The following is a 25,732-nucleotide window of genomic DNA, read 5'->3' as shown; positions in this document are numbered from 1 at the left end:
GGGGATGACCACGGTGGTGCCGGTAAGGGGTCGGATCAGGAGACGAGTACGCGGACGTCCCAGGCGCCGAGCTCCAGCGCCGTGCCCGCGGGGAGGGAGGCGCCGGTCAGCGCGTCGGAGAGGTCCACCGGGGCCTGGGCGCGGGCGGGCTCCCAGCTCCAGTTGTGGACGATGTGGACGCGGCGTCCGTCGGGTGAGGTGCCGGTCGTGGCGGTGACGGATTCCGGGAGGTCCGTCCACGCGTCGCGGGACGCCGGTGTCATCCAGGCGGCCAGTGCCCGGGCGAGGTCGCGGCCGGGGACGGTGCCGACGGTGGTGACGCGGCCCGCTCCGTGACGGCGGGTGGTGACGGCGGGCCAGCGGCCGAAGTGCGGGTGGTCGTACTCGACGAGGACGTCGGCGTCGGTGACGGTCAGGCCTTCCGCCCAGTGGGTCGCCGTCGCGCCCTCGGGCAGGTCCAGCGGTCCGTCGGACGCCGAGCGCACGGGGACCTCTCGTACGAGGTTGCTGAACTCGTCGTACTGGACACCCGCGGCGCCGACCAGCCGTCCAGGTGCGGGCTCGTGCCGGGCCCGCGCCTCGTGGTCGGCGTAGCCGGTGCGCGGGCCCAGGACGAGGTGGCCGCCGGCTTCCGCGTAGGCGGCGAGCCAGTCGAGTGTCGAGTCGGCGGCGATGTACAGCGCCGGGACGACGAGGACGGGGTGGCGCCGGGCGGCTTCCTGCGGCGTCATTCCCTCCCGTTCGCCGCGCGGGTCGTGCAACTGGCGGGCGTGGACGATGCGGACCTGGCGGCCGGCGTCGAAGGCGCCGCGGTAGAAGGGGTCGAAGATGCGGTGGTAGGCGGTCGGGTCGGGCTCGCCGTCCGGCTTGGCCAGCGGCGGGTACTTCTGCATCAGCCACTTGCTCGGCGTCGAGTACACCATCGTGATGTCGGCGTCCGGTTCGAGCCCGGCCACCAGCGGGCCCGCGGCGTCGAACTCCGCGCCCAGCCGGGCCAGTTCCGCGTAGGTGCGGCCGGGCTGTCCGGTGTGGGGCAGGATGCCGCCCCAGTAGGTCTCCGCGCCGAAGTGCAGCGTGTGCCAGTGCCAGTACTCGATCATCCGGGCCCCGCGCCCGACCAGGGCCCAGGCGGCCTGGCGCCACTGGCCGTCGTAGGCGGGGCGGTTGTCCCACGGCATGCCGATGGAGCCGGCGTTGGTCTCGGTGACCAGGAAGGGCTCCTGGCGGGAGGAGTACATCCAGTCCGCGGTCTGGTAGAGCGCCCAGACGCCGGTGGTCTGCCACATCTGCTCGAGACCGTCGGGCGTGGGGTCGGGGAGCAGCAGATCGTCCTGCATGCCGTAGTACGCGTTGCCGGTGGCGATGTCGAGCCGGTCGGTCAGCTCGTCGTCCTCCACCCCGGGGCGCTTGTAGGAGATGCAGGTGGTGACGAACTGCTCGGGCTGGGCGTACTCGCGGACGAGGTCGGCCTGCCAGCCGATGAACTCGGTGACCTGTCGGGCCTGGAACTCCCGCCAGGCGACGTCGTACTGGGGCTGGGCGTTGCCGTCCGGGGTCCACAGGTCGGCCCAGGTCGACAGCCGGTGCGACCAATAGACCAGTCCCCACTCGCGGTTGAGGGTCTCGACGTCGCCGTACTTGGCGCGCAGGTGGTCGGTGAAGCGCTGGAAGACGCCGTGGTTGTGGAAGAGCTCCAGGCCGGGTTCGTTGTCGACCTGGAAGCCGATGACCGCGGGGTGGTCGACGTACCGGGCGACGATCTTGCGGATGATCCGCTCGGCGTGGAAGCGGAACGCGGGGTGGGTGAAGTCGACTTCCTGGCGGGCACCCCAGCCGATGCGCTCGCCGGTGCGCCGCTCGCCGGTGATCTCGGGGTACTGGCGGGCGAGCCACGGCGGGACGGCGTACGTCGGGGTGCCGAGGACGACGGAGATGCCCCGCTCGTGGGCGCCGTCGAGGACCGGCTGGAGCCAGTCGAGGTCGAACCGTCCGTTCTCCGGCTCCCAGGTCGACCACACCGACTCACCGACCCGGATGACGGTGACATGCGCCTCGGACATCAGGTCCAGGTCGGTCTTGAGGCGTTCGTCGGGGCGCTCGTAGGGCTGGTACTCGTGGTAGTACGCGGCACCGAAGAGGACGCGGGCAGGCAGAGCCGCCATGAAGGAAACCTCCGGGGATGGGGGAGTGGTACGAGGGCTGCGTGCCCTACTGCTTGACGCCGCCGGCGGCCAGGCCGCTCTGCCAGTACCGCTGCAGGAGCAGGAAGGCCACGACGAGGGGCAGGATCGAGATGAGGGAGCCGGTCACGACGAGCGCGAGCATGTCGCTGCTGGAGCCGGCCCCGCCGTTCTGTGCCTGGGCGGCCCACGAGGACAGGCCGACCGTGATCGGGTACAGGTCGGGGTCGTTGAGCATGATCAGCGGCAGGAAGTAGTTGTTCCAGGTCGCCACCAGCGTGAACAGCAGCACGGTCACCAGGCCCGGTGCGAGCAGTCGCAGGGCGATGGTGAAGAAGATCCGTGCTTCCCCGGCGCCGTCTATGCGGGCGGCCTCCAGGATGCTGTCGGGTACGGCGTCCTGGGCGTAGACGCGCATGAGGTAGAGGCCGAACGGGTTGACCAGGGAGGGCAGGATGATCGCCCAGGGGGTGTTGACCAGGCCCGCCTCCGCGAAGAGCAGGTAGGTCGGGATCGCCAGGGCGGTGGTCGGGACCATGACGGCGCCGAGGACCAGGTTGAAGCCGAACCGGTCGCCGCGGAAACGGAACTTGGCGAAGCCGTAGCCGGCCGCGGCCGCGAGCAGGGCGGCACCGACGGAGCTCACCACGGCGTACATCACCGTGTTGAGCAGCCAGTGCACGAAGACCCCGTCGTCCTGGGTGAAGGTCGCCTTGATGTTCGCCAGCAGCTGCGGGGCGTCCGAGAACCACAGACCGAAGCTGTTGAACAGGTCCTGGGTGCTCTTGGTCGAGGCGATCAGCAGCCAGAACAGGGGGAGGAGGAAGTAGGCCAGGGCGGCCAGCATGGCGATCGTCAGCGGGGTGCTGCGGCGCCCGGAGGACGGACTGCGCCGACCGCGGGTCGCGGACTTCCGGCCCTTGGGCGGGGCGCCCGTGGTCCCCGGGGGCAGTGCTGTGGTGGTCGTCACGGGGTCCTCCTGCGGTTCGCGGTGAGCAGGATGGCGTAGGAGGCGATCACGATGACGAGGCCGAGAAGGAAGGACACCGTGGCCGCGTAGTTGACCTGCTGGCCGGTGAAGGCGAGGGAGTAGGCGTAGAGGTTGGCGGTGTAGGAGCTGCTGATGACGTCCGGGGCGACCTTCATCAGCAGGTTCGGTTCGTTGAAGAGCTGGAAGCTGCCGATGACGGAGAACAGCAGGGTGAGCATCAGCGCCGGCTTGAGAGCGGGGAGTTTGACGGACCAGGCGATTCGCCAGGCGCCGGCGCCGTCCATGGCGGCCGCTTCGTACAGCTCGGTGGGGATGGTGCGCAGGGCGGCGTACAGGATGATCATGTTGTAGCCGACGAACTCCCAGGTCACGATGTTCGCGAGGCTGCCGAGCATCCAGCCCTCGCTGAGGAACTGCGGGACCGGCAGGTCCAGGTCCCGGCTCAGCTGGGCGAACGGGCCGAAGTCCGGGCCGTACAGATAGCCCCACATGAGCGCGGCGACCACGCTGGGTACCGCGTAGGGCACGAAGATGCCCAGCCGGATCACCCGGGACAGCCGCAGCAGCCCGCTGTCCAGCGCGAGGGCGAACACCAGGGCGAGCAGCAACATCACCGGGACCTGGATCACGAAGAACAGTGCGACGCGTCCGACGCCATGGATGAGCTGCGGGTCCTGGACGGCCTTGATGTAGTTGTCCAGCCCGACGAACGCCGTGCCGCCGATGAGGCGTTCCTGGAAGAGGCTGAGGTAGGCGGCGTAGCCGAGCGGGGCGAGGAAGAGCAGGAGGAAGAGCACCATGAACGGTGCGACGAACAGGGGCCCTGCCGCACGGCGCTTGCCCTTGGCGGGGGCCGCGGTGGTGGCAGCCATCTCAGCTCCCCTTGACGGTGAAGCCCTGGCCCTTGGCGTACGTCGTCAGTCGTGACTGCCACGTGCCGAGCGCGCGGACGGTGTCCGTCTTGTCGGCGAGCGACTTGCCGACCGTCTCGGTCCAGTCGGTGGCCGCCTGGTCGAGGAACGGCGGCCACTGGAAGGAGGAGTTGACCGTGGAACTGATGTCGGCGAACAGCTGGTTGACCTTCTGGCCGCCGTAGAACGACGGCGCCTGGCCGACGAACTCGGCGTCCGTGAGCAGGGCCTTGGTCGCCGGGAAGAAGAACTGCTCGGTGGCGAACATCCGCGCGCTTGCCGGGTCGGAGTTGAGGAACTTGGCGAACTCGGCTGCCGCGATGGGGTTCTTGGTCGAGCGGATGACGGCAGTGGTCGAGCCGCCCCAGTTGCCCGAACTGGGCTTGGCGGCGTCCCACTGCGGCAGCGGGGCCGCCCGCCACTTGCCCGCGGTGGCCTTGGCGGAGCCGGAGAGGAAGACGGGCCCCCAGGCCGCGGTGAGCCAGGTGGCGTACTTGCCCTTGTTGAGGGCCGCGTACCAGGAGTCGGTGAAGTCCGGCTCGACGCCGATGACTCCCTCCTTCGCGAGCCCGCCCCAGTACTCGCCGAGCTTGCGGGAGACGGCGTCGTCGACGCTGATGGCGATGTCGCTCTTGCCGGAGGTCACATAGGGCTTGGCGCCCGCCTGCCACTGAAGGCCGTGCCAGGCCGCGGGCTGGTTCGCCGCGAGGTTGGTGAGGTAGACGTCGGGGTCGGCCTTGTGGAGCTTGCGGGCCGCCGCGGCGAACTCGTCCCAGGTCCCCGGGACTTCGATGCCGTGCTTGTCGAAGATGTCCTTGCGGTACAGCATGCCCATCGGGCCGGTGTCCTGGGGGATCGCCCAGACCTCGCCGTCGCTGCCGCTGACCTGGCCCCAGGTCCAGTCGACGAACTGGCCCTTGAGCGCGGAGGCGCCGTAAGGGCGCAGGTCCAGGAGGCTGTTGGTGATGGTGAAGGTCGGGATGGCCTGGTACTCGATCTGCACCATGTCCGGGGCGCCGCTTCCGGCCTTCAGCGCTGTACGCAGCTTGGTGTACTGCGGGGTGCCCTGACCGGCGTTGACGATCTTGATCTTGACGGCCGGGTACTTCTTCTCGAAGAGGGCGACCTCCTTGGCGATGTTCGGGACCCAGGTCCAGAACGTCAGCTCGGTCGGCGTCTTCATCGCCTTGTCGATGTCGGCCTGGCTGACCGGCTTTGCGGCCGCGGAGGAACCGCCGGAGTCGCTGCCGCCGCACGCGGTGAGGGCGGCGCCGAGCGACAGGGCGCCCGTCGTGGTGAGGAACAGACGACGGTTCATGGAGGAGGAGCTGGCGAAGGATCCGGATGTGGGCATGGTGAACTCCCGCCGATGGCGAAGGGGACAGCACGCCGGGGGAGGGCGTGCGGAACGGGGATGGCGAAGGCGAATACAGGTGTGGGCGCGACGATCTGGACGTCGAAGCCGACGGGTTCGGGAAGCTTGGTTGTGCGGGTTGCGCCCGGTGCATGGCACGCAGGTGGGTACGGGACGGGCCGCAGCACGCCGCGGCTGCGGCTCGAGAGCCGCTGGGCGGAGGGGCGATGCGCGCGTCGTCCGGGTGGCGGGGTCGTCCGCAGTGGCGGGGACGCGGTCGGGCTGGGCAGGGGCTGAGTCGGGGCCGGTACGGCCGTCAGCGCCTGGGCTCATGCGCCGGGTCCGGGCTTGCAGGCCCGAACTGATCGGCGCCGTTCAGCGGCGGGTGGACGGGCCTTTCTCAGGGAGCGAGTGAGGGGACCTCTCCAGGGGATCGGGAGGTGCTATGTCGTCGGCGCCCCGGTGGTGTCCGGGGCGGCGGGGGCTGGGTGGAAGCACGCACGATGAGGTCGACCGGTGGAGCGCTCGTCGGCAGAGGTTCTGCCTGCGGGTTCTCGATGGCGTGCACGAGTCGCTTGAGCCCTTCCTGCGCCACCGCGTCGAACGGCTGTCGCACCGTGGTCAGGGGAGGAGTCACATAGGCGGCGACCGGGATGTCGTCGAAGCCGACGACGCTGACGTCCTGCGGCACACTCCGGCCGGCTTCCGTCAGAGCCCGGATCAGCCCGATGGCCATGTCGTCGTTGGCGGCGAACACGGCCGTCACCTCGGGGTCGGCGGCCAGCTGTCGGCCCGCCGCGTAGCCGGAGGCGGCCGACCAGTCGCCCTCGATGACCGGCGGCTCGTCCCTGCCGTGTGCGGCCAGTGCCGACCGCCATCCCTCGAGACGGTCCTTGGCGGCGTACCACCGCTGGGGGCCGGCGAGGTGATGGACCGTCGGGTGTCCCAGGTCCAGCAGATGCTCGACGACCGCCCGTGCCATCCGGTCGGCGCCGCGTCCCCCGAACAGCACGGTGGAGGCCGCCAGGGGCTGCGGTGAGCCGAGAACCAGAACCGGCACGTCGACGGGGACGGAGAGTTCGCCGTCGCCGTCGTCCTCGTCGATCGGCTCGGAGATGACGATGCCGTCCACGCCCTGGTCGAGGAGTGAGCCGACGGCGCCGGCGAGGCCCGTCGGCTCGCCTTCCATCGTGTTGACCACGCGGAGTGCGTAGCCCGTGTCCCGGACGACCCGCTCCACGCCCATGAGCAGTGAGGCGGGACCGTACAGGGCCGTGCCCAGTGTCACCACGCCGATCGAGCGGGTCCGCCCGGAGGCCAGTGCCCGGGCGGCGTTGTTGCGCCGGTAGCCGAGCTGTTCGGCGGCGTCGAGGACGCGCCGGCGTACGTCGGCGGAGACATACGGCTCGTCGTTGAAGACCCGCGACACCGTCTTCTGCGAGACCCCGGCCACACGGGCCACGTCCACACTGCGCGGCGCGCCGGGGCTTCCGTCCCGTCCAGTACCTCGCGTCATGACGTCTCCCGATGGCCGCACGATCGAGCCCGATCCAGCCAGACGCCATTCATCTGACTGCGCGGTCATGTCTACGCAGTCATACGGTGGCCGTCAAGAGCTCGGAACGTATCCGTAACGTTCCGCCGGGCCGCGCCGCCGTCAGGATCGGGGGCCGTGGCGGCGAACAACCGGCGCCGACGGCGGCGTGGGGGGACCTGACACACCCTGGAACGCCGACTTCCGGCATGGCACGGTCTGCCGTGATGCGAGAACTCTGACCAGGCCTGACGCTCGCTGTCCCGACGCCGATCCGTTGAATGACCCTCACCCGGACAGGAGCCACCATGCCCGCATCCCCCGACGAGAGCGCACGCGAAGCGGTCCTCGCGGCCTACCGCGCCCACTTCCGGGCGATGACCGACGGCGACACGGATGCCCTGGACGACCTGCTCGACGACGGCTTCACCCTCACCCACATCACCGGCTACCGGCAGCCCAAGGCCGAGTGGCTGTCCCAGATGCGAGCCGGCCGGTTCCTCTACCACGACGTGATCGAGAAGAACGTCACCGTCGACGTGGAGGGCGACACGGCCCGCCTGGTCGGCCGCATCGTCACCGAGGCAACGGTCTACGGCACCCACGCCGACTGGCCGCTGCGATTCACCATGGACTACGCCCGAGACGGCGAAACGTGGACCGCGGTGCGCTCCGTGGCAACGACCTGGTGACACCTGCGCGGTCACCACGCTGCCGACCGGAGGAACGCCGTACGCGGCGCGTCAGTGCGCTGACTCGTCACCTGTCGGCGTGCGGGGAGACCGGGGTAGTTCCACGCTGACGCTGATCCCGCCCGCGGAGCGCGGAGTGAGGGTGAGCGTTCCGTCGTGTGCCCGGGTGATGGTGTGGACGATGGCCAGGCCGAGGCCGACGCCTGCGTGGTCGGTGTGGATGCGCTCGGTGCCGCGCTGGAACGGTGCGGTGAGCGTGGAGACCACCTGTGGGGTGAGCTTCTCACCGGTGTTCTCGACAGTGAGCACCACAGTCTTGGTGCGGACGCCGGTGTTCACCGACACGGTGCCCTGTCCCGGCAGGTTGTGGACGATCGCGTTGTGCACGAGGTTCATGCTCAGCTGCAGCAGCAGTGCGTGTGAGCCGTCGGTGGGGGCGATGTCGCCGGAGGTCTCGACGGTGACGCCGAGCTTTTCTGCCAGGGGGAGGAGCGTCTCGGTGGCTTCTTCCGCGAGGAGGGACAGGTCGACCCGTTCGCGGGTGAAGGACCGTTGGCCGGCGCGGCTGAGCAGGAGCAGCGCCTCGGTGAGGTCGATCGCTCGGGTGTTGACGGCGTGCAGGCGCTCGATGATCTCGCCGGTGTCGTGTGTCGGATCGGTGCGCGCCACGTCGAGAAGCGACTTCGAGACCGCGAGCGGGGTGCGCAACTCGTGAGAGGCGTTGGCTGCGAATCTGCGCTGTTCGGCGACGTGTTCCTCGAGACGGGCGAGCATGGTGTCGAAGGCGTCGGCGAGCTCGCGGAACTCGTCCTTACGGCCCGGCAGCCGGACCCGGTGGGAGAGCGATCCGGTCGAGGCCAGGCGGGTCGCTTCGGTGATGCGGGTCAGCGGGGCGAGCATCCGGCCGGCGAGGAGCCACCCTCCCACGAGACCGAACACCAGGAGGAACGCCAGCACCGCGACCGCCCTCGGAGCGAAGACGTGCAGAAGGACGGACCGGATGGGAAAGACACCACCCGTGGGCCGGTCGTCGGGGTTGATGAGCATCGCGCGGTCGGGGACGTAACGGAGGAGGAAGACCCACACCGCCGTGAGCAGCAGGGCGCCGGCGACCATGAGGAATCCGGCGTAGCTGAGGGTGAGCTTGAGGCGAACGCTCACACCAGGCGCTCTATCCATGGTCTCGCCCCTCGTGTCCGGCCTCTGGTCGGGTGTCGATGCGGTAGCCGACGCCTGGCACGGTGGCGATGATCCAGGGTTCGCCGAGACGCTTGCGCAGGGCCGAGACGGTGATGCGCACGGCGTTGGTGAACGGGTCGGCGTTCTCGTCCCACGCGCGTTCCAGGAGTTCCTCGGCGCTGACGACACCGCCGTCGGCGGCGACGAGGACCTCGAGCACCGCGAACTGCTTCCTGGTCAGCGCGACATAGCGGCCGTCGCGGTAGACCTCTCGGCGGAACGCGTTGAGCCGCAGCCCTGCGATCTCCTGCACGGGAGGCCTGTTGTGGGCACGTCTGCGGTCCAGCGCTCTGAGCCTGAGCGCGAGTTCCTGGAGTGCGAAGGGTTTGGTGAGGTAGTCGTCGGCGCCGAGTTCGAAGCCGGAGGCCTTGTCGTCGAGCCGGTCGGCGGCGGTGAGCATGAGGATGGGCATGCCGCTGCCGGAGGCGACGATGCGTTTGGCGATCTCGTCACCGGACGGTCCGGGGATGTCGCGGTCGAGGACGGCGATGTCGTAGGTGTTGATGCTCAGCAGTTCCAGTGCGGTGTCGCCGTCGCCTGCGAGGTCGGCCGCGATCGCTTCCAGCCGCAGGCCGTCGCGGATGGCCTCGGCCAGATAGGGCTCGTCCTCGACAATCAGCACACGCATGCTCCGAGGCTACGAGGCGGCGCCTATCGTCGGCATATCGAAAACCGCATACGTGCCGACAACGCCGTGCTGCCTTGACTGTCGGTATGACGCGAACCCCACCATCAGTGCGAACACCGACCCGCCGGATGCGATGGCTCCTTGTCGTCGGCCTGGTCGTCGCCTTGGCGGGGCTCACCGCAGCCCTCGGCCATCAGGTGACGAAGTCCTCGTCCTCCTCGCCCCTCTTACCTCCCTCGACCGCATCACTCACGAGTCCTCATCGCAGTGAGCACCGTGGTGCGCTAGGCGAGACCGGCGGTGTCGTCCCCGACGGCGTGACGGTCTTCGACGACGCGATTCCGGCCGTGTCCAACCTCGATCCGGATCTGCTCAAGGCCGTCCGCGAGGCTGCGACGGCTGCCGCCGACGACGGCGTGGCGTTCTACGTCAACAGTGGTTGGCGTTCCCCCGAGTACCAGGATCACCTTCTTCGTGAGGCGGTCTCCGAGTACGGATCCGAAGCGGAAGCCGCTCGATGGGTGGCCACCGCGGCGACATCTCCCCACGTGTCGGGGGACGCCGTCGACATCGGGCGCTCCGATGCGACGGCGTGGCTGTCCACGCACGGCGCCGAGTACGGGCTGTGCCAGATCTACGAGAACGAACCCTGGCATTACGAACTGCGTACCGAGGCGATCGACCGGGATTGCCCCCGCATGTACGCCGACCCCACCCAGGACCCCAGGATGCAGCAGTGACCAGCAGTGAGCGAGGACGGACGATGGCGCAGGTGGACACCGCGGAGCCCGGACAGGGCGGCGCCGGCAGCCAGGGAGCCGACGCCGGTACCCGGCCCGTGGGCATCCGCCGGGACCCCGGCGCCAGGACCTGGCGCGCGGCCGTCCACCGGGCGATCCGTGTCAGCTCCCGGCCTGAGCCGTGGAAGCGCGGCCTGGTGCTCGCGGCGCCGGCGCTGCTGCTGGGCCTGCTCATGCTGCTGCACGCGAAGATCCCGAACCGGACCGGGGGCCTGGGCAGTCTGGTGGAGACCTTCCTGCCGTGGTTCGGCCTGTTCATCCCTGTGCTGCTGGCCGCTGCGCTGTGGCGGCGCTCCGCCTCGGCGGTGGTCGCGCTGCTGCTGCCGGTCATGGTCTGGCTGAACCTCTTCGGCGGGCTGCTCGGCGACAAGTCCCACGCGGGCGGTGACCTCACCGTGGCGAGCCACAACGTCGGCGCCGACAACCCCGACCCGGCCGGCACCGCCCGCGATCTGGCCGCCTCCGGTGCGGACGTGCTGGCGCTGGTGGAGCTGACCGCGCAGGACCGGGGCACCTACGAGAAGGCGCTGGCGAAGACGTACCCGTTCCACACGGTCCAGGGCACGGTCGGGCTGTGGAGCAAGCTGCCGCTGTCGGACACTCGGGCGGTCGACACCGAGATGGACGCCGGGCCGCTGGGCGACGCCAAGCCGGACGACGTCAAGAAGGCCTACAACCGGGCGCTGCGCACCACGGTCGCCACCGACAACGGGCCCCTCGCCGTGTACGTCGCCCACCTGGGGTCCGTACGCGTGACTCCCAGGACAGGCTTCTGGACGGACTCGCGGGACAGAAACGCGCAGGCCCTCGCCAAGGCCCTCGCCGCCGAGCAGAACGAGCGCGTGGTGCTGCTCGGCGACCTGAACGGCACCATGGACGACCGCGCGCTCGCCGGCATCACCTCGCAGCTGCACTCGGCACAGGACACGGCCGGGGACGGCTTCGGCTTCACCTGGCCGGCGAAGTTCCCGGTGGCACGGATCGACCAGATCCTGGTCCGCGGCGTGGAGCCGGACAGCTCGTGGGTCCTGCCGGCCACCGGCAGCGACCATCTGCCGGTGGCGGCCGGAATCAGCTGGTGAACGCCGAGACAGCGGTTCGGTCGCCCGACGAGGCGGCTCGCCACAGGGCGGTCGAGAGCCATACCAGGACGATGCCGACGACGATGTGCAGGGCGCTCGTCAGCACGGAATCGGGCAGCGCGATCAGGAACGCGAACAGGGGCAGTGCGACGGCGTACCCACACGCCGGAACCCTCGGCACCATGCGGGCACGGATCAGAGCCGCCCCGAACAGCGCGCAGCCCACAGCGAAGGCGACCGCTGAACAGAGGAGTGCCGGAATGGTGGGACCCGTCAGTTCCGCTTCGATGACGTCGTCGTCCAGGTAGTAGAGCACCAGGTTCGCGGCGAACGCGGCCCCACCGAACAGGCCGAGGCCGATGAGGTTCACGAGGTAGGCGATTTCTCCGAAACGGCCGGTGGCAGAGCTCTGCCACCGGTGGAGCGCGGTGAGGAACGGCAGAGCCAACGCGGGGGAGAGGGCGAGGAGGAGGCTGGTCACGGCGGTTTCGCCGGTGAATGCCTCGACGGCGGCGGGCAGTGCGATGAGCAGGCCGGACAGCACCCCGCACAGGGCGCCGAAGCGGGGGAGCAGGGCGGGGGTGGGCACAGAGCCGAACGCTGAGGACATGAGAGCCAACTCCGGTGTGTCGAAGGGCAGGTCAGGCCGAAACCGTAGGAAGCGAGCTGCCGGTCCAGGCAGGTGCCGAGCGGCGACATCCGAGGCTGGAGGTCACCGGCGCCCGCGGTCGTGGGAGTGCCGTTCGGCATGTGCCGTTCGTCCACACTCCGCGGCTCCCGACCGGAGTTCTCCCGTCGGTGTCGCCTGGCCCGCGCGTCCGGCCTAGCCTGGGCGGTGGCGTCGGGGGGTGGGGGTGTGCATGTCGGCGTATGTGCCCGTGCCGTGGGTGTCACCGCTGCTGTACGGCGCGGTCTTCGTCGGCGGCATCTACTACCTGGCGGCGGATCTGGGTGCCGGCCCCGGGCTGCTGTCCTGGCGCACGGCCGGCTTCGTCGCCGGGCTCGCCGCCCTGTGCGCGCTGGACGTGGCGGGGCGCCGGCGGAACCTGCCGCGGGTGCCGATGCTGCTCGCGCGGTGCGCGCTGACGGGTGCGGTGGTCGCCGCAGACGCCTCGGAACTGTCCCAAGTGCTGTTCGTGCTCCTGCCGTTCACCGCCTACTTCGCGTTCGGCCGCACGACGGCGCTCGTACTGGGGGCGCTGTGCCTGGCCGGACTGCTCACCGGCTTTCTCCTGACGGCCCCCGCCTGGTATCGCGACATGGAGTACGTGTCCGACCTGCTGATGGTCGGTGTCGGCCTGGTGCTGGCGATCTCGATGGCCGCCGTCGCCGTCGGCGAGCAACGGGCCCGGCGAGAACTGCAGGAGTATGCCGCGCGGGTCGCGGAGCTCTCCGCGGCGACCGAACGCAACCGGCTGGCCCGCGACATCCACGACAGCCTCGGCCACCATCTCACCGCGATTTCCGTGCAGTTGGAGATCGCATCCGAGTTCCGCGTCCTGGACCCGGACGCGGCCGGACGGGCGATGGCCGAGGCCAGACAGTCGGTGAAGCTGGCCCTCGGCGACGTCCGGCAGTCGGTGCGCGCGCTGCGCGACGACGCGCGCCCGTCGCTGTCGGCCACGCTCGCGGGGTGGGCGCGTGAGGGCGGTTCGGGACCGTGCGTCAGCGTGGAGGTGACAGGCGAGGAGGACGGTTACGCCACGGCCGCACTGACCGCGTTGTACCGGGCCGCACAGGAAGGGCTGACCAACGCGCTGCGCCACGCGCGGGCCTCGCGGGTGTCCGTGGCGGTCCGGCTGACCGAGGACACCGCACGCCTGGCGGTGACCGACGACGGCTGCGGCTTCACACCGGACCGGGCCACGGCCGGATTCGGCCTGACCGGCATGCGCGAACGGGTGCACCTGGTCGCGGGGAGCGTCGACATCGACAGCAGGCCGGGCGAGGGCACACGCCTCACGGTTGTCGTCCCGCGGCGGGAAGGCGAGCGGTGAGCCAGGAGCCGACGGCGGTACGGGTGCTGGTGGTGGACGATCAGCAGCTGATCCGGGACGGCATCGCCTCACTGCTCTCGATCCGGCCGGGCATCACCGTCGTCGGTACGGCCGTCAACGGGCGGGAGGCCGTGGAGAAGGCGGTGGAACTGGGACCCGACGTCGTGCTGATGGACGTACGGATGCCGGAACTGGACGGCGTGGAGGCCGTCGCCGTGCTGCGCGGCCGGGCACCGGAGTGCCGGGTCGTGATGCTGACGACGTTCGACGACGAGGAGTACGTCGTCCAGGCGCTGCGCGCGGGAGCCAGCGGCTATCTCCTCAAGGATCTGCCGGCCGAGGAACTCGCGCAGGCGATCCGCCTGGCGCACGCCGGAGTCACCCAGCTCGACTCCTCGGTGGCCGCCCGGCTCGCCGCCGCCCTGCCCCGTGCCGCTCCCGATCCGCCCGCGGTCACTCCCGCCCTCAGCCCGCGCGAGATCGACATCCTGCGGCTCGTGGCGCGCGGCCGCACCAACCGGGAGATCGCCGCGCAGCTGTACCTCAGCGAAGGCACCGTCAAGAACCACATCTCCCGCATCCTCAGCCGCCTCGCCCTGCGCGACCGCACCCAGGCCGCACTGCGCGCCCGCGACCTCGGCCTGCTGTGAACCCGTGGACGGGCGTGCCTGCCGCTAGAGCGGTCGCACGTAGCCGATCCAGGTGTGCAGGGTGCGGAACCCGCACCGCTCGTACAGGCTCAGCGCACCGTTGGCATTGGCGCTGTCCACGTTCAGACCGGCTCTGCGAAGGCCCTGCTCCTGGCCGGCCCGCAGACAGGTGGTGAGCAGCGCGGTGGCCACGCCGCTGCCACGCCAGCCCGGTCGGGTGCCGAGCCGGTCGATCCAGCATTCGCGGATACCGGTCATCGCGGTCTCGGCGTCGTACTCGTGGCTGATGAGATACCCGGCGACCTCGTCCCCGTCCAGCGCCAGGAACGACACGTCAGGCCGGAACGACCGGGCGCCGGTGGTGCCGTGACGCCACCGGTCCGCAGCGGTCGGGGTGTGACCCCAGTGGTCGCGGAACGCTTCGTTGTGCGCCAACCGGGTCGCCTCGTCGTACGCCGCGGTGAAGGGTACGACGCGCAGCCCACCCGCCGGGGCCGTCACCGGGATCTCGCCGCCGTCCAGCGGCCGACGCATGTCGAAGAACCAGCGTCGCGCCTGGAACCCGGCTCCCTGATACAGGTCCCGTTTGGCGGTGTTCGGCGCGTGGATCTGGATGTGTGCCTCGCCCGGCAGGTCGGGAAACCGCTCGCGATGCAGTTGCGCCGCCCGGGTCACCTGCCATGTCACCAGCTCGGCGCCCACGCCCTGGCGGCGTGCGTCGGGCCGCACCGCCCCCTCGACGTACACCAGGTGCACGTCGGTCGCGTCCGGCAGCCCCGTCGCCTTGGCGTAACCGATCAGTTCGCCGCTCGACCACACCGCCACCGAGTCGTGGGGCAACTCCAGGCGTGGGTCGCCCAGTTCATCGGCTAGGTCCTCGGCGTCGTAGTGCTCGTCGGTGCCGTCGGTCGCCTCCACCGCGGCGAACAACTCGGCCAGGGCCGGGGCGTTCTCGAGCGTGAGTGGCCGGTGGGTCGGCGTCGCATGCATGGGCGGCACGATAGGTGTCACTGAGGCCGGACGCACTTCAGTTTCGGAGCGCGGCAGCCCTGTCACGACGTATTCGGCGGGCCTGGCGTGTGGTGAAGACCGCCCCGTGCATGCGCTAGAGTTGATCACGAGCCGGTCGCCGCAACTCTGGTTGGCTGGCAGTGCGTTGGTGGTCCAAGGAAAGACGCCCCGCTTCCTGCGGGGAGATGCAGGTGCAAGGCCTGCCCGGCGCTCAATACGGGGCCTGTCCGCAAATGCGGACAGGCCCCGCACGTTTTTCGGCTCACCCCGGACAGGGAAACGGCGGCCGTGAGTGCCGGTCAGACGTTCGTACGGGACACGTGGTCGGGGAGATCGGTGAGCTTTTCGATGCGGAGCACCGTCTGGTCTGCCGTCGGCGAGGGCCCACCGGTGACGAAGTCGATGCCCCGGTCCAGCCAGATGCCGGTGAGTCCGGCGAGGGCGGCCGCGTTCACGTCGCTTTCCAGCATGTCGCCCACGTTGACCGCCTGGGCGGGGTCCGTACGCATCCATCGGCAGGCGGCGGCGTAGGCGACGGGTTTGGCCGCACCGAGTTCGGTCGGGGTCAGGACGGCTTCGAAATATTCGAGGAGGCCGAAGCGGGCCAGCTTGGCGCGCTGTTGGTCCGGATCCCCGTTGGTGAGAACGGCCAGACGTGGTCCTCGGGGCAGCCGTTTGAGGGTCTCCAGGCATGGCTGGACATCGGGATAGCACCGCCAGGCCTCCTCGAACACGGTGAGGTACCGCTCGGAGATCCAGGCGTCCAGCAGGCCGGGACTTTCTGGAACCGGCTCGCCGAGCGTCGGCAGGAAGGAACGGACCCTGCGCCGGTGGTGCTCGGCGAAGGAGCACTGACCGGCAAGGTATTCCCGCGTGTGGAGTGCCTCCAGCGTCCACCACAACGCCGCCAGCTCCTCCGGTGGTGCCGTCGCGTTCGGCGCGGCCTGGACGATCTGGCCGATCGTTTCCCAGACGGCGCTTCGATGATCGACCAGGGTGCCGTCCAGGTCGAAGAAGATCACATTCGCCATGAGGTGATCATCTCGTGGGCCTGCCCCCGAGGCCAGGGGGAGCACCTCTTCCGTACGGCGGGCCAACTCGTCGACATGGCAGGGCTGTTCCAGGCTACGACGCCCAGGCCTCTCGCCCCGCTCCGAGGGCGTGGGCCGTGGCAGAATGCCGACATGAATCTGATCAGAAAGGGCCATGCCGCGTAGGCGCCCGAAGGCCGTCCGCGCCGAGCGGTGGCGGCCACCGAAGCACATGCCGGTCCGTCGGATCCCAGGCGTATCAGCCCGAACTCGGGCAGCGGTGCGACGTGTTGAGGCCGAACAACTCTGGCCGGACGCGGTCGCTGCCGCTCTCAGCCGGTTCGAGTGGGCCTTCAAGGAGCCGGGACGATATCTGACCGGCCCTGCCGAGAGCCCCGGTATCGAGATCGAGGACGGCCGAGACGACCTGGAAGTGGCTCTGCTGTATCTGCCCACAGGAGCCCGAGCAGATCTGGGCCGCTTGGTGGAGCGGATCGACGTGGAGTTCGAACGTCGTACCCTTCCCAACCCCGGTTGGGTGAGCGCATGGACGGCGGGTCGATGGTGGTGGTGGCGCATTCGGGAACGGTGACCTCGACGTCGGAGACGTGGATAGCCTCGTGCCGTGACGCACGAGCATGTGTTGCAGGATCACGCTCACCGGCAGGTCGTGCGGATCGGCGACACGGTGCGCCGCCCCGTGCAGCCCTGGACCGGGACGGTGCACGCGCTGCTGCGGCATCTTGAGGCAGTGGGCTTCCCCTGTGCTCCGCGCGTCCTGGGGTTCGACGAGGAAGGCCGTGAGGTCCTCAGCTACATCGACGGCGAGTCGGGGTTGCTGGGGTGGGCGAAGGTCGTGCACGACGACGGCCTGGCCGCCTTCGCCAGGCTGCTGCGCGACTACCACGACGCCACCACCGGCTTCACGCCTCCCGGCAACGCCGCCTGGGCGGTCCGTGGAACGTGGTCTGGCAGGGACCACGCCCCGTGGGCCTCATCGACTTCGACTTCGCCCGCCCGACAGCGCGTCTGCACGACATCGCCTACGCGTTGCAGTACGTCGCGCCGTTTCGGGACGACACCGAGTGCACGCGCCGGCTGCACCACCCGCAGCCTCCCGACCGCCGCCGACGCCTGGAAAGGTTCTGCACGGCCTACGGTCTTTCCTCCGACGATGGCGTCGTTGACGCCGTCCTCCGCGAACAGCAGGACAACATCGAACGGGTACGCCTACTGGCCGAAGCCGGGCACGAACCTCAGGCGAGCTGGGTGGCCGGAGGCTACCTGCTGGACCTCGGACGCAAGCCGGCATGGAGCCAGGACCACCGGCACCTCTTCGGCCAACGCCTCATCCCAAGCGGTCACCAGATCGAGCTCAGCCCAGCGTGTCCATCAGATCGGTGACGTAGGCATCGAGCCGCTCCTCGACGGCCCGCGTCGTCAGCTCCGTCCTCCCCGCCTCCCGCCACGGCCGCGCGGCCCACTCGACGCCCGGCGCGAAGGCCAGCGCGTCCAGCAGCCGCCAGTACAACCGCTCGCTCATGGTCGCGGCCAGCACCCCGCCGGCCTCCACGTACGCCTCGGCGAACCGCGAACCCCACGCCGGACCGTGCAGCAACGCGAGATTGGTGGAGCAGTGCGCCACGTCGAGATCCGCCGGGCCCCAGGAGGTCTGTACCCAGTCGACGACGCCGCTGATCCGGGGACTTGCCGGGCCTGGTGCCGGCGGCACGTGGAACAACACGTTGCCGGGATGGAAGTCCCGGTGCAGGAACCGCCCTTCATAGGACGGCGCAGGCTCGCGGATCACATTGATCGCCGCGGCCCAAGCCGCCGCATCGGCGCAGTCCGGAGGGACGACCGCGTCGGCGGTCGTCCACGCCTTGTACTCCTGGAGGCGTTCGGCGGGTCGCAACGCGTGGATCGCCACGAGCTGACGGGCCAGCAGGGGGACCCGCGCCTCCACCCCCTCGTCGTCGAGGACCGTCCGGCCCGCCAGATGTGTCATCAGGAGCGACGGATACTCGCAATGCGTGGCGGTCGGATCAGTCGCGACCGGTCCGGGAGCGGGCACACCGGTCCCCGCAAGCAGGGTGAGGACCCCGGCCTCGCGGTTGAGCAGATTCTCGGCGTGCTCCACGAAGTGCGGGTCGACGAAGGTTCGCAGGACCAGATCGCGGGTGCCTCCGTCCCGCGTGCCGATGGTCAACCGTCGCATCTCGGCGGTGATGCCGCCGTACAGCACCTCGGTTCCGACGATCCGTTCGCCGGTGTTCAGTTGCCGGCCCACCCAAGCCAGGGTCAATGGTCGGACGGTCGCCGCCTCATCGTGGTCGATCACCGTGCCACTCCATCATCCGGAGAGCGGCCCGCGCAAAGACTTTCGGCCCCACCTCTGGCTGGGCGCTTCAATACAGCGGTAGGTCAGCAGGCACAGCGGCAACAGCACGGCGAAGAACGCCACTTCGAGCAGCAGACTGTCCTGCCGCCGTCGGCCGACCGTGCCGTCGATCACCGCCAGCAGCACCGGATGCACCAGATAGACCGAGTAGCTGATCGTGCCCAGCCCGGTCAGCAACCGCGGTATGCGCCGGCGCCGCGACAACAGTCCGGCGCCGAAGGTGAGTACGGCCATCAGGAACGCGACGATCCAGCCGCGCCGTACGAAGTGGTCACCGTCGCCGTACCGGAACGCGCTCCCCACGGCAAGGACGACCACGGTGACAGCAGCGGCAGCCGTACCGCGCCAGGTGCTCTGACCGTTCTCGGCACGGTAGACGGCGGTGCCGAGGAACATCACGGCGAGGATCACCAGGCCCTCCCACTGCGGGACCGTGCCGTTGAAAAGGACGAGGACGAGCGCCAGCACCCCGCCCAACACGCCTCCGAACCCCCGGAGTACGGGTGACCCGGCGCTCGCGCAGCTGATCGCGACCGCCATGGCGACCGAGGTGAACACGATCAGTGGACCGGTGCCGACCAGGCCGGACAGGGCAGAGGCCGGCAGCATCACCCCTGCCGTCACGCTGACCGCGGCGAGCGCGGCCAGGACGGTTGCGACCGCCGCGGACCGTTGGTGGAGGCGGACTGTGAAAAGAGCGACGACCAGCAGGTAGAAGGACATCTCGTAGGAGAGCGTCCACAGGACGAGCAGGAGATTGGGTGTGCCCAGTAACTCCTGGAGCATGGTGGCGTGGGCGACGATCACGGGGGCCGCGCTCTGCCGGTCGAAGTCACGGATCTCCGCAAGGCCAACGAAGTCGGCGGCGAGGAGCAGGGCGATGACAGCCGCCGCCAGCGGGTACACACGGCGGATCCGTCCGATCCAGAACGTCCGGACGCAACCCCGGCGTTCCAGCGAAGCGGGGATGACGTAGCCGCTCACCAGGAAGAACACCATGATGGCGTAGCGGCTCGTGTTGAACTGCGGCATCAGCTCCCGCCGGAAGTCGGCCATGAAGGTGTACGAGGAGTGGTCGAACACGACGACGAGTGCGGCGATGCCGCGCAACGCGTCCAGCCAGCCCAACCGTGACGGACCGACTGTCGTGATGGCGTTCAGTGATCGTGAAGTGATGGAAAGTGAACGGGTCGAGGTAGGGGCTGGGGGTCGGGATTCCATGCGTGGGCGAAGTCCTCTTCGACGACGTGGGCGTTGGGCTTGTCGTGCGGCGGTCGAAAGGCGGCACGAGCCAGGTCCGCAGGCTCACGCGGCGATCGCCTTCACCGGCCGTCGTGGAGTCGGTTCCTGGGCACTGCCCCCGCGCCGCTCACAGCACTGAGTCCAGCGGCCGGAGCATTGTTCGGCAGTACCGTTCTGGCGGCCGAACAATGAAGCGGGGCGCGCGAGCCTTCGGGTGTCTTCGAGGCGAATGCATCGGCTGCCCCCGCGTGATGCGGGAGCGGCTGAAGGGGGTGAAGGTGTGGCGGGGCGTCGTGAGGTGCCGTTGGATCCGGCGGTGGGTCCGGTGCAGCGGTTCGCGTTCGAGTTACGCAAGCTGAGGGCGGAGGCGGACGGGATCACCTACCGGTCGCTGGCGCAGCGGGCGGGCTACTCGGTGACCACGCTGTCGCAGGCGGCGGCGGGCGAGCAGTTGCCGACGCTGCCGGTGGCCCTGGCCTATGCGGGGGCGTGCGGCGGCGACCTGGCGGAATGGGAGGCCCGGTGGAAGGAGGCGGTGGAGGAGTCGGCCGGTGACGGCTACGGGGACGACGACGGATCACTCACGCCGTACCGGGGCCTGACACGGTTCGAGACCGGGGACAGCGGCCTGTTCTTCGGCCGGGACCAGCTCACCGCCGACCTGGTCGAGCTGCTGCGCCGCCGACGGTTCGCCGCGGTCTTCGGCCCCTCCGGCAGCGGCAAGTCCTCCCTGCTGCGGGCCGGCCTGATCCCCGCTCTCCGGCGCGCTCAGGAGCCCGGCCAGCGCCCGGCCGCGATCCGCATCCTGACACCGGGCGAACACCCCGCCCGCAGCCACGCACCCCTCCTCGTACCCGCACCGGCCCGCGACGGCAGCGCCGAAGCGGACACGTTCGTGATCGTCGACCAGTTCGAGGAGGTCTTCACCCTCTGCCACGACGCGGCCGAGCGCGCTCGCTTCGTCGACCTGTTGCTGACAGCCCGGCAACCGGACAGCCGCCTGCGGGTGCTGTTGGCGGTCCGCGGCGACTTCTACGGCCGCTGCGCCGAGCACCGCGACCTGGCCGACGCACTGCGCGACGCCAACCTCCTGGCCGGCGCGATGAATCAGACGGAACTGCGCGACGCCGTCGTCAAGCCGGCCACGGCCGCGGGGCTGACCGTGGAACGCGCCCTCACCGCGCGGCTGGTCAAGGAGGTCACCGACGCGCCGGGCGGATTGCCGCTGCTGTCACACGCGTTGCAGGAGACCTGGCGCCGCCGCCGCGGCAAGACACTGACCATGGCGGGGTACGAGGCGGTCGGATGCCTGGACGGAGCGATCGCCAAGACCGCCGAGCAGGTCTACGACCGGTTCACCGAAAGCCAGGCGACCGCCGCCCGCCGGGTGTTGCTGCGCTTGGTCGCCCCCGGTGACGGCACCCCCGACACCCGCCGTCCCGTCCGGCGCGCGGAACTGCCCGTCACCGGCCCGGACGACAGCGCAACGGTGGTGGAGGCACTCGCCGGGGCGCGGCTGCTCACCCTGGACGGCGACACGGTCGAGATGGCCCACGAGGCCCTGATCACGGCCTGGCCCCGGCTGCGCGGCTGGATCGAGGAAGACCGTGAACGCCTTCGTGTGCACCGGAACCTGACCGAAGCGGCCCACGCCTGGCAGGACTTGGGCCGCGAGAAGGGTGCTCTGAGCCGGGGAAGCAGGCTCGCCGCAGCCCAGGAACACTTCGCCGGCGCATCGCGCGAGGACCTGACCGACGTAGAACACGCCTTCCTCGACGCCAGCCGTGACCACGAGCAGCAGGGCCGCCGCCGATACCGGCTGGTGCTCACCGCGGTCACCGCCGCCCTGTGCCTCGCCCTCGTCGCCGCCGGCCTGGCCGTGGGGCAGTGGCAGAGCGCGGTCACCGCCCAGCACATGGCCCAGTCCCGGCAACTGGCCGCCCAGTCCAGCGCGTTGCTGGACTCCGACCCCGACCTCGCCGCACTGCTCGCTGTGCACGCCTACCGAACCAGCCCGACCCGCGAAGCCACCGCCGCCCTCTACGCCGCCGCGGCGCTACCGCTGCGCAAGCGCCTCACCAGCGGCACCGAGCCCGTGGATGCCATCGCCCTCAGCCCGGACGGAAAGACCCTCGCCACCCCCAGCAGAGACGGCAAGATACGGATCTGGGATCTGCCCGCGGGCCGGCTCCGAGACACCTTCACCGGCCTCACCGGCAGCCATGAAGCCAGCCAGGCCGCGGTGTTCAGCCCCGACGGACGCATCCTGGCCGTCGCCACCCCCGGTGGCACCGGCACGAGGGTGACCCTGTGGGACCCGGCCCGCGGCAGGAAGATGAGGACCCTTTCCGTTCCCGACGGTTCGGTACGCGGGTTGGCCTTCAGCCCTGACGGTCGTACCGTGGCCGCCTCCTCCCCGGGCGCCGTACGGGTGTGGGACGTGGCCACCGGCCGCACGCGCCACAGCTTCACCGACCACCCCGACCCGCAGGCGGTCGGCTTCGGTCCCGGCGGACGCACCGTCGCCGCGGCAAGCGCCGACGGAGGGGTGCGGGTGTGGGACGTGACGACCGGCCGCACCCGAACCTCCCACGACAGCCGAATCACGGGCAGCGAGGTGGCTTTCAGCCCGGACGGCCAGACGTACGCGGTCGTCCGCACCGACGGTTCGGTGCAACTGCGGGAGACGGCCACCGGCATCGTCCGGCGCACCACCAAGGACGTTCCTGTCGGGTCGCGCGGGATGGCCTTCGCCGCGGACGGGCGGACCCTCGCCATCCCGGGTCCAGGAGACACGGTGCGACTCTGGGACACCGCCACCGGTACGGCGCCGACCACCGTGACGGCCGGCCTCCAAGGGCGGGGAGTCTTGAGCGTGGCCCTCAGCGCGGACGGCCGCACCCTGTTCACCAGCAGCAACACGGGCCCCACCGTCCGCGTGCATCGCCTGTTCGCTGATCACCCGCGCACCACGCTGCCCGGCCAAACAGGCACGTACATCGCCGACATGGAGTTCAGTCCCGGCGGACGCAGGCTGACCACGGTCCGTCAACGGATGCTCGGCCGTGGGTCGGTAGAGCTCTGGGATGCCAGGACCGGCGAACCCGAAGCCACCCCGGCACCCGACACCGACCTGGCCCGTCAGGGACAGCGGCCCGTCACAGGTTCCCGCCCCGTGGCCGCGGGGTTCAGCCCGACCGGGCGCGCCCTGGCAGCCGAGGCCGTCAACCGCAGGGTCATCGAGGTCCGGGATACCGCCACGGGCAGCCTTCACCGAAGCCGTGACGTGGGCGCCGTTCTCACAGCGGTCTTCAGTCCCGACGGGACACGGCTCGCCATCGTCGGCGAGAAGGGGACGGTGCGCGTCTGGCACCTGACGACGGGCGAACTGCGAACCGTCCACACCAACTCCGGCCAATCCGTGAGGACGGTGGCCTTCGCCCCGGACGGCCACACACTCGCCGTCGTGGACATCGAGTCCGGCGGCGACCGGATCACGCTGCTCGACGCCGCGACCGGCCGCACACAGCGCACCATCGACCCGGGCCCCCGGAGCCTGCTGACCCTCGCGTTCAGCCCGGACGGGCACACCCTGGCCACCGCGAGCGGCAGCAGCGGACGCGTGAAGACGTGGGACACACGTACCGGTCAGCTCGAAGACACCTTCAGCCTGAGCGCTCAAGTGTCGTCCCTGGCTTTCACCCCCGATGCACGCACCCTGGCCGCAAGCACCGTAAGAGGAGTCCGGCTGTGGGACCTCGCCACCAGCCAGAGCCGCATCACCCTGCCGACCCGCTCGCCCGGCGCACTGGCCTTCAGCCCGGACGGACGGACCCTGGCGATCGGCACGGGCAGCTCCGTCGGCCTGTGGGACGTCGACCTGCCCGACCTGACCCGCGCGATCCGCACCATCTGCGAGGCCGTCGACCGCACCCTCACCCCGGTGGAACAGGCCCGCTACCCGGACACGCGGTCAACTGAAACCGGCTGCCGGGAGCACGCGCGCTAGGAAGTCCGGTGCGGCACCGCGCCCCGCGAGGGGCGCGGTGAACTGCGCGAGCGGCCCCACCGGCCCGCAGGTCCATCACCGCAGTTCCACCAGAGCGCTCAGGCGGCGCGGCGAGGCAGATCCGCAGTGTGGCCCGACCGACCGAAAAACCCGGTGAGGTCCGCTCAGGCCGCTCGATCCCACCGCACGTGCAGCGCGGTGGGCTTGCGGAAGACCAGGCCGTACGGGGCCGCGGTGTGGTCGGGGTCGAGGCGCAGCGCGGGGAGGCGTCGGAGCAGGTGCTGGAGGGCGATACGGGTTTCCAGGCGCGCGAGATGGGCGGCGAGGCAGTAGTGCGGGCCGTGTGCGAAGGCGAGTTGGAGACGCGCGTTCTCGCGGCGGACCTCGAACCGGTCGGGGTCGGCAAAGACGGCCGGGTCGCGGTTGGCGCCGGTGAGGGAGACGGTGACGAGGTCACCACGGCGGATGGTGACCGGGCCCAGCACGGTGTCGCCAGTGGCGTAGCGGTCCACGACGGCCGCGCCGGGTTCGAGGCGCAGCGATTCCTCGATCGCGCCGTCCAGCAGACCGGCGTCGGTCCGGACCAGGGCGAGTTGGTCGGGGTGCCGCAGCAGGTGCAGCAGTGCGTTGGTGATCATCGCCTCAGTGGTCTCGATGCCTCCGAACATCAGCACCGCGGCATTGGATGCCACCTCGGGCACGGTCAGCTGCCCGGCGGCCGCCGCGAGGAGGGAGGATGTGCCCCGGTCGGCGACGGTGGCTTCCACCGCGGAGCGCAGCTGCGCGTACGCCGTGACACCCGCCGCTCCCGCCTCCAGGCCGGCGGTGATGGCCGCGACCGACTGCACGATGGCGTCGTACCAGGCGAGCACCGTGTCCACGGTGGCGCCGGCCAGCCCCAGCGCCTCGGTCACCACCGTGACCGCGAGGGGTCCGGCGAAGGAGCGCCGGAGTTCGGCCGCGCCCGCCGGCTCCAATGCGCTGATGAGCGTGTCGGTCTCCCGCTCGATGAACGCGGCGAAACCCTCACGCACGGCCCGGGGGCGGAAGGGCGCGCTGAAGGGCTCGCGGTGCCGGGCGTGCCGGTCACCGTCGAGGGACAGCATGCTGGGGCCGACCACTTGCGCGGTGGAGAACCGGGGGTCATCGACGGTGAACGTCTCGGCATCCCGCATCACACTCAACGCAAGATCACGCCGGGTCACCAGCCAGCCGCCCAACTCGGGCACCCACGACACCGGTTCCCGCGCCCGGAGCAGTGCCAGGCGCGGATGCGGATCCTGGGCGAGCTCGGCCAGCGTGGTCGCGGCGCCGAGCGGGCAGGACTCGACGACGCTCATCGCGAGCTCTGGCTTGGGGGCTGGGAACCGTTCACGCGGCTGACGCTAACAAAGCGCTCCCATGGCGAGGAGATGAGGGGACTGCGCTGCGGCGCCGGGCATAGAGTGCACCCGTGGAACGGATCTTGGTGGTGGGTGTCACCGGCGCAGGCAAATCCACGCTCGCCCAAACCCTGAGCAGTCGTCTGGGCCTGACGTACCACGAGATGGACGCGCTCTACTTCAACGGCCCCAACTGGGCCATCAACGACAAGCTGACCGAGGACGTATCCAGGCTCACCGCCGAGCCTCGCTGGATCATCGACTCTGTCGGTTACCCGGAAGTCCGAGACCTCCTCTGGGATCGGGCCGACACCGTGATCTGGCTGGACTACCCCAAGCACGTCATCATGCCCCGTGTTCTACGCCGCTCCATCCGGCGCACCGTCACCCGCGAGTCCTTGTTCGGCGGGAACAGGGAGACCTGGACCGGCTGGCTGAGCCGGGAACATCCCGCCTGGTGGGCCTGGTCGCAACACGGGGTCCGCCGCCGCGAAATCGAGCGCCGCGTGCGCGATCCCCGCTTCGCCCCTCTCGACACCCTCCGCTTCGGCGATCCCAAGGACACGGCGGGCTGGCTGGCATCCCTGTGATCCCGGGG

22 protein-coding genes are annotated in these 25,732 nt (G+C 70.3%); 9 read left to right on the top strand and 13 right to left on the bottom strand.

Features of this window, described 5'->3' with window-relative positions:
• Positions 1-35 precede the first annotated feature (35 nt).
• The 5 genes from ACWD3I_RS43055 to ACWD3I_RS43035 all read right to left on the bottom strand — a co-directional run bounded on the left by ACWD3I_RS43055 (position 36) and on the right by ACWD3I_RS43035 (position 6,952).
• Positions 36-2,162 carry a beta-galactosidase gene (locus tag ACWD3I_RS43055; RefSeq protein ID WP_365400247.1) on the bottom strand — a complete coding sequence of 709 codons (2,127 nt, stop codon included), beginning with the start codon at positions 2,160-2,162 and terminating at the stop codon, positions 36-38.
• 46 nt (positions 2,163-2,208) lie between these two features.
• A complete protein-coding gene (locus ACWD3I_RS43050) occupies positions 2,209-3,150 on the bottom strand; it encodes a carbohydrate ABC transporter permease (protein ID WP_365400244.1) in 942 nt (313 codons plus the stop codon).
• The gene (locus ACWD3I_RS43045) at positions 3,147-4,043 is read right to left on the bottom strand and encodes a carbohydrate ABC transporter permease (protein ID WP_365400240.1); all 897 of its coding nucleotides are present in this window, start codon (positions 4,041-4,043) and stop codon (positions 3,147-3,149) included. Before ACWD3I_RS43045 ends, ACWD3I_RS43050 begins: the two co-directional genes overlap by 4 nt.
• Before the next feature lies 1 nt (position 4,044).
• Positions 4,045-5,436: an ABC transporter substrate-binding protein gene (locus ACWD3I_RS43040; protein ID WP_365400237.1), complete on the bottom strand. Its 1,392-nt coding sequence runs from the start codon at positions 5,434-5,436 to the stop codon at positions 4,045-4,047.
• Positions 5,437-5,836: 400 nt separating this feature from the next.
• Entirely contained in the window at positions 5,837-6,952 is a 1,116-nt protein-coding gene (locus tag ACWD3I_RS43035) for a LacI family DNA-binding transcriptional regulator (RefSeq protein WP_365400234.1), read from the bottom strand.
• 326 nt (positions 6,953-7,278) lie between these two features.
• Here ACWD3I_RS43035 and ACWD3I_RS43030 point away from each other — a divergent pair, with 326 nt between their 5' ends.
• Complete coding sequence (locus ACWD3I_RS43030) at positions 7,279-7,662, top strand: nuclear transport factor 2 family protein (protein WP_365400231.1); 384 nt, start codon at positions 7,279-7,281, stop codon at positions 7,660-7,662.
• Positions 7,663-7,713: 51 nt separating this feature from the next.
• Here the strand turns inward: ACWD3I_RS43030 and ACWD3I_RS43025 are convergent, their stop codons facing one another.
• Positions 7,714-8,841: a sensor histidine kinase gene (locus ACWD3I_RS43025; protein ID WP_365400228.1), complete on the bottom strand. Its 1,128-nt coding sequence runs from the start codon at positions 8,839-8,841 to the stop codon at positions 7,714-7,716.
• Positions 8,834-9,529, bottom strand: coding sequence for a response regulator transcription factor (locus ACWD3I_RS43020; RefSeq protein ID WP_365400225.1), 696 nt, complete (start codon positions 9,527-9,529; stop codon positions 8,834-8,836). Before ACWD3I_RS43020 ends, ACWD3I_RS43025 begins: the two co-directional genes overlap by 8 nt.
• A gap of 128 nt (positions 9,530-9,657) precedes the next feature.
• On the opposite strand from ACWD3I_RS43020, the gene ACWD3I_RS43015 reads away from it, so the two are divergent.
• Together ACWD3I_RS43015 and ACWD3I_RS43010 are read left to right on the top strand one after the other, a co-directional pair.
• Positions 9,658-10,269 carry a M15 family metallopeptidase gene (locus tag ACWD3I_RS43015; RefSeq protein WP_365400223.1) on the top strand — a complete coding sequence of 204 codons (612 nt, stop codon included), beginning with the start codon at positions 9,658-9,660 and terminating at the stop codon, positions 10,267-10,269.
• Positions 10,270-10,292: 23 nt separating this feature from the next.
• Complete coding sequence (locus ACWD3I_RS43010; RefSeq protein WP_365400220.1) at positions 10,293-11,411, top strand: endonuclease/exonuclease/phosphatase family protein; 1,119 nt, start codon at positions 10,293-10,295, stop codon at positions 11,409-11,411.
• Here the strand turns inward: ACWD3I_RS43010 and ACWD3I_RS43005 are convergent.
• Positions 11,401-12,021 carry a hypothetical protein gene (locus ACWD3I_RS43005; protein WP_365400217.1) on the bottom strand — a complete coding sequence of 207 codons (621 nt, stop codon included), beginning with the start codon at positions 12,019-12,021 and terminating at the stop codon, positions 11,401-11,403. The genes ACWD3I_RS43010 and ACWD3I_RS43005 overlap by 11 nt on opposite strands.
• Before the next feature lie 250 nt (positions 12,022-12,271).
• On the opposite strand from ACWD3I_RS43005, the gene ACWD3I_RS43000 reads away from it, so the two are divergent.
• Positions 12,272-13,408: a sensor histidine kinase gene (locus ACWD3I_RS43000; protein WP_365400214.1), complete on the top strand. Its 1,137-nt coding sequence runs from the start codon at positions 12,272-12,274 to the stop codon at positions 13,406-13,408.
• On the top strand, positions 13,405-14,058 hold the full coding sequence (locus ACWD3I_RS42995; protein WP_365400211.1) for a response regulator transcription factor: 654 nt from the start codon (positions 13,405-13,407) through the stop codon (positions 14,056-14,058). The genes ACWD3I_RS43000 and ACWD3I_RS42995 overlap by 4 nt, the downstream gene beginning before the upstream one ends.
• A 24-nt stretch (positions 14,059-14,082) precedes the next feature.
• On the opposite strand, the gene ACWD3I_RS42990 is transcribed toward ACWD3I_RS42995, so the two are convergent.
• Positions 14,083-15,048: a GNAT family N-acetyltransferase gene (locus ACWD3I_RS42990; protein WP_365400208.1), complete on the bottom strand. Its 966-nt coding sequence runs from the start codon at positions 15,046-15,048 to the stop codon at positions 14,083-14,085.
• Positions 15,049-15,368: 320 nt separating this feature from the next.
• Complete coding sequence (locus ACWD3I_RS42985) at positions 15,369-16,100, bottom strand: HAD family hydrolase (protein ID WP_365400205.1); 732 nt, start codon at positions 16,098-16,100, stop codon at positions 15,369-15,371.
• 280 nt (positions 16,101-16,380) lie between these two features.
• On the opposite strand from ACWD3I_RS42985, the gene ACWD3I_RS42980 reads away from it, so the two are divergent.
• Together ACWD3I_RS42980 and ACWD3I_RS42975 are read left to right on the top strand one after the other, a co-directional pair.
• On the top strand, positions 16,381-16,692 hold the full coding sequence (locus ACWD3I_RS42980) for a hypothetical protein (RefSeq protein WP_365400202.1): 312 nt from the start codon (positions 16,381-16,383) through the stop codon (positions 16,690-16,692).
• Positions 16,693-17,087: 395 nt separating this feature from the next.
• Positions 17,088-17,504 carry a hypothetical protein gene (locus ACWD3I_RS42975; RefSeq protein WP_365400200.1) on the top strand — a complete coding sequence of 139 codons (417 nt, stop codon included), beginning with the start codon at positions 17,088-17,090 and terminating at the stop codon, positions 17,502-17,504.
• Here ACWD3I_RS42975 and ACWD3I_RS42970 read toward each other — a convergent pair.
• Entirely contained in the window at positions 17,476-18,441 is a 966-nt protein-coding gene (locus ACWD3I_RS42970; RefSeq protein ID WP_365400197.1) for a phosphotransferase family protein, read from the bottom strand. The two genes, ACWD3I_RS42975 and ACWD3I_RS42970, sit on opposite strands and share 29 nt — an antisense overlap.
• A gap of 12 nt (positions 18,442-18,453) precedes the next feature.
• On the bottom strand, positions 18,454-19,629 hold the full coding sequence (locus tag ACWD3I_RS42965) for an acyltransferase family protein (RefSeq protein WP_365400194.1): 1,176 nt from the start codon (positions 19,627-19,629) through the stop codon (positions 18,454-18,456).
• A 394-nt stretch (positions 19,630-20,023) separates the two neighbouring features.
• Between ACWD3I_RS42965 and ACWD3I_RS42960 the strand changes: the two genes are divergently transcribed.
• The gene (locus tag ACWD3I_RS42960) at positions 20,024-23,752 is read left to right on the top strand and encodes an nSTAND1 domain-containing NTPase (protein WP_365400191.1); all 3,729 of its coding nucleotides are present in this window, start codon (positions 20,024-20,026) and stop codon (positions 23,750-23,752) included.
• A 164-nt stretch (positions 23,753-23,916) separates the two neighbouring features.
• Here ACWD3I_RS42960 and ACWD3I_RS42955 read toward each other — a convergent pair whose 3' ends face one another.
• Complete coding sequence (locus ACWD3I_RS42955) at positions 23,917-25,092, bottom strand: cytochrome P450 (RefSeq protein ID WP_365400188.1); 1,176 nt, start codon at positions 25,090-25,092, stop codon at positions 23,917-23,919.
• Positions 25,093-25,205: 113 nt separating this feature from the next.
• Between ACWD3I_RS42955 and ACWD3I_RS42950 the strand changes: the two genes are divergently transcribed.
• Entirely contained in the window at positions 25,206-25,724 is a 519-nt protein-coding gene (locus ACWD3I_RS42950; protein ID WP_365400185.1) for a P-loop NTPase family protein, read from the top strand.
• Positions 25,725-25,732 lie beyond the last annotated feature (8 nt).

The sequence above is a fragment of the Streptomyces sp. NPDC002817 genome (assembly GCF_053592055.1).
Note: the sequence above shows the minus strand (reverse complement) of the source record. Positions and strands in the feature narration are given on the sequence as shown.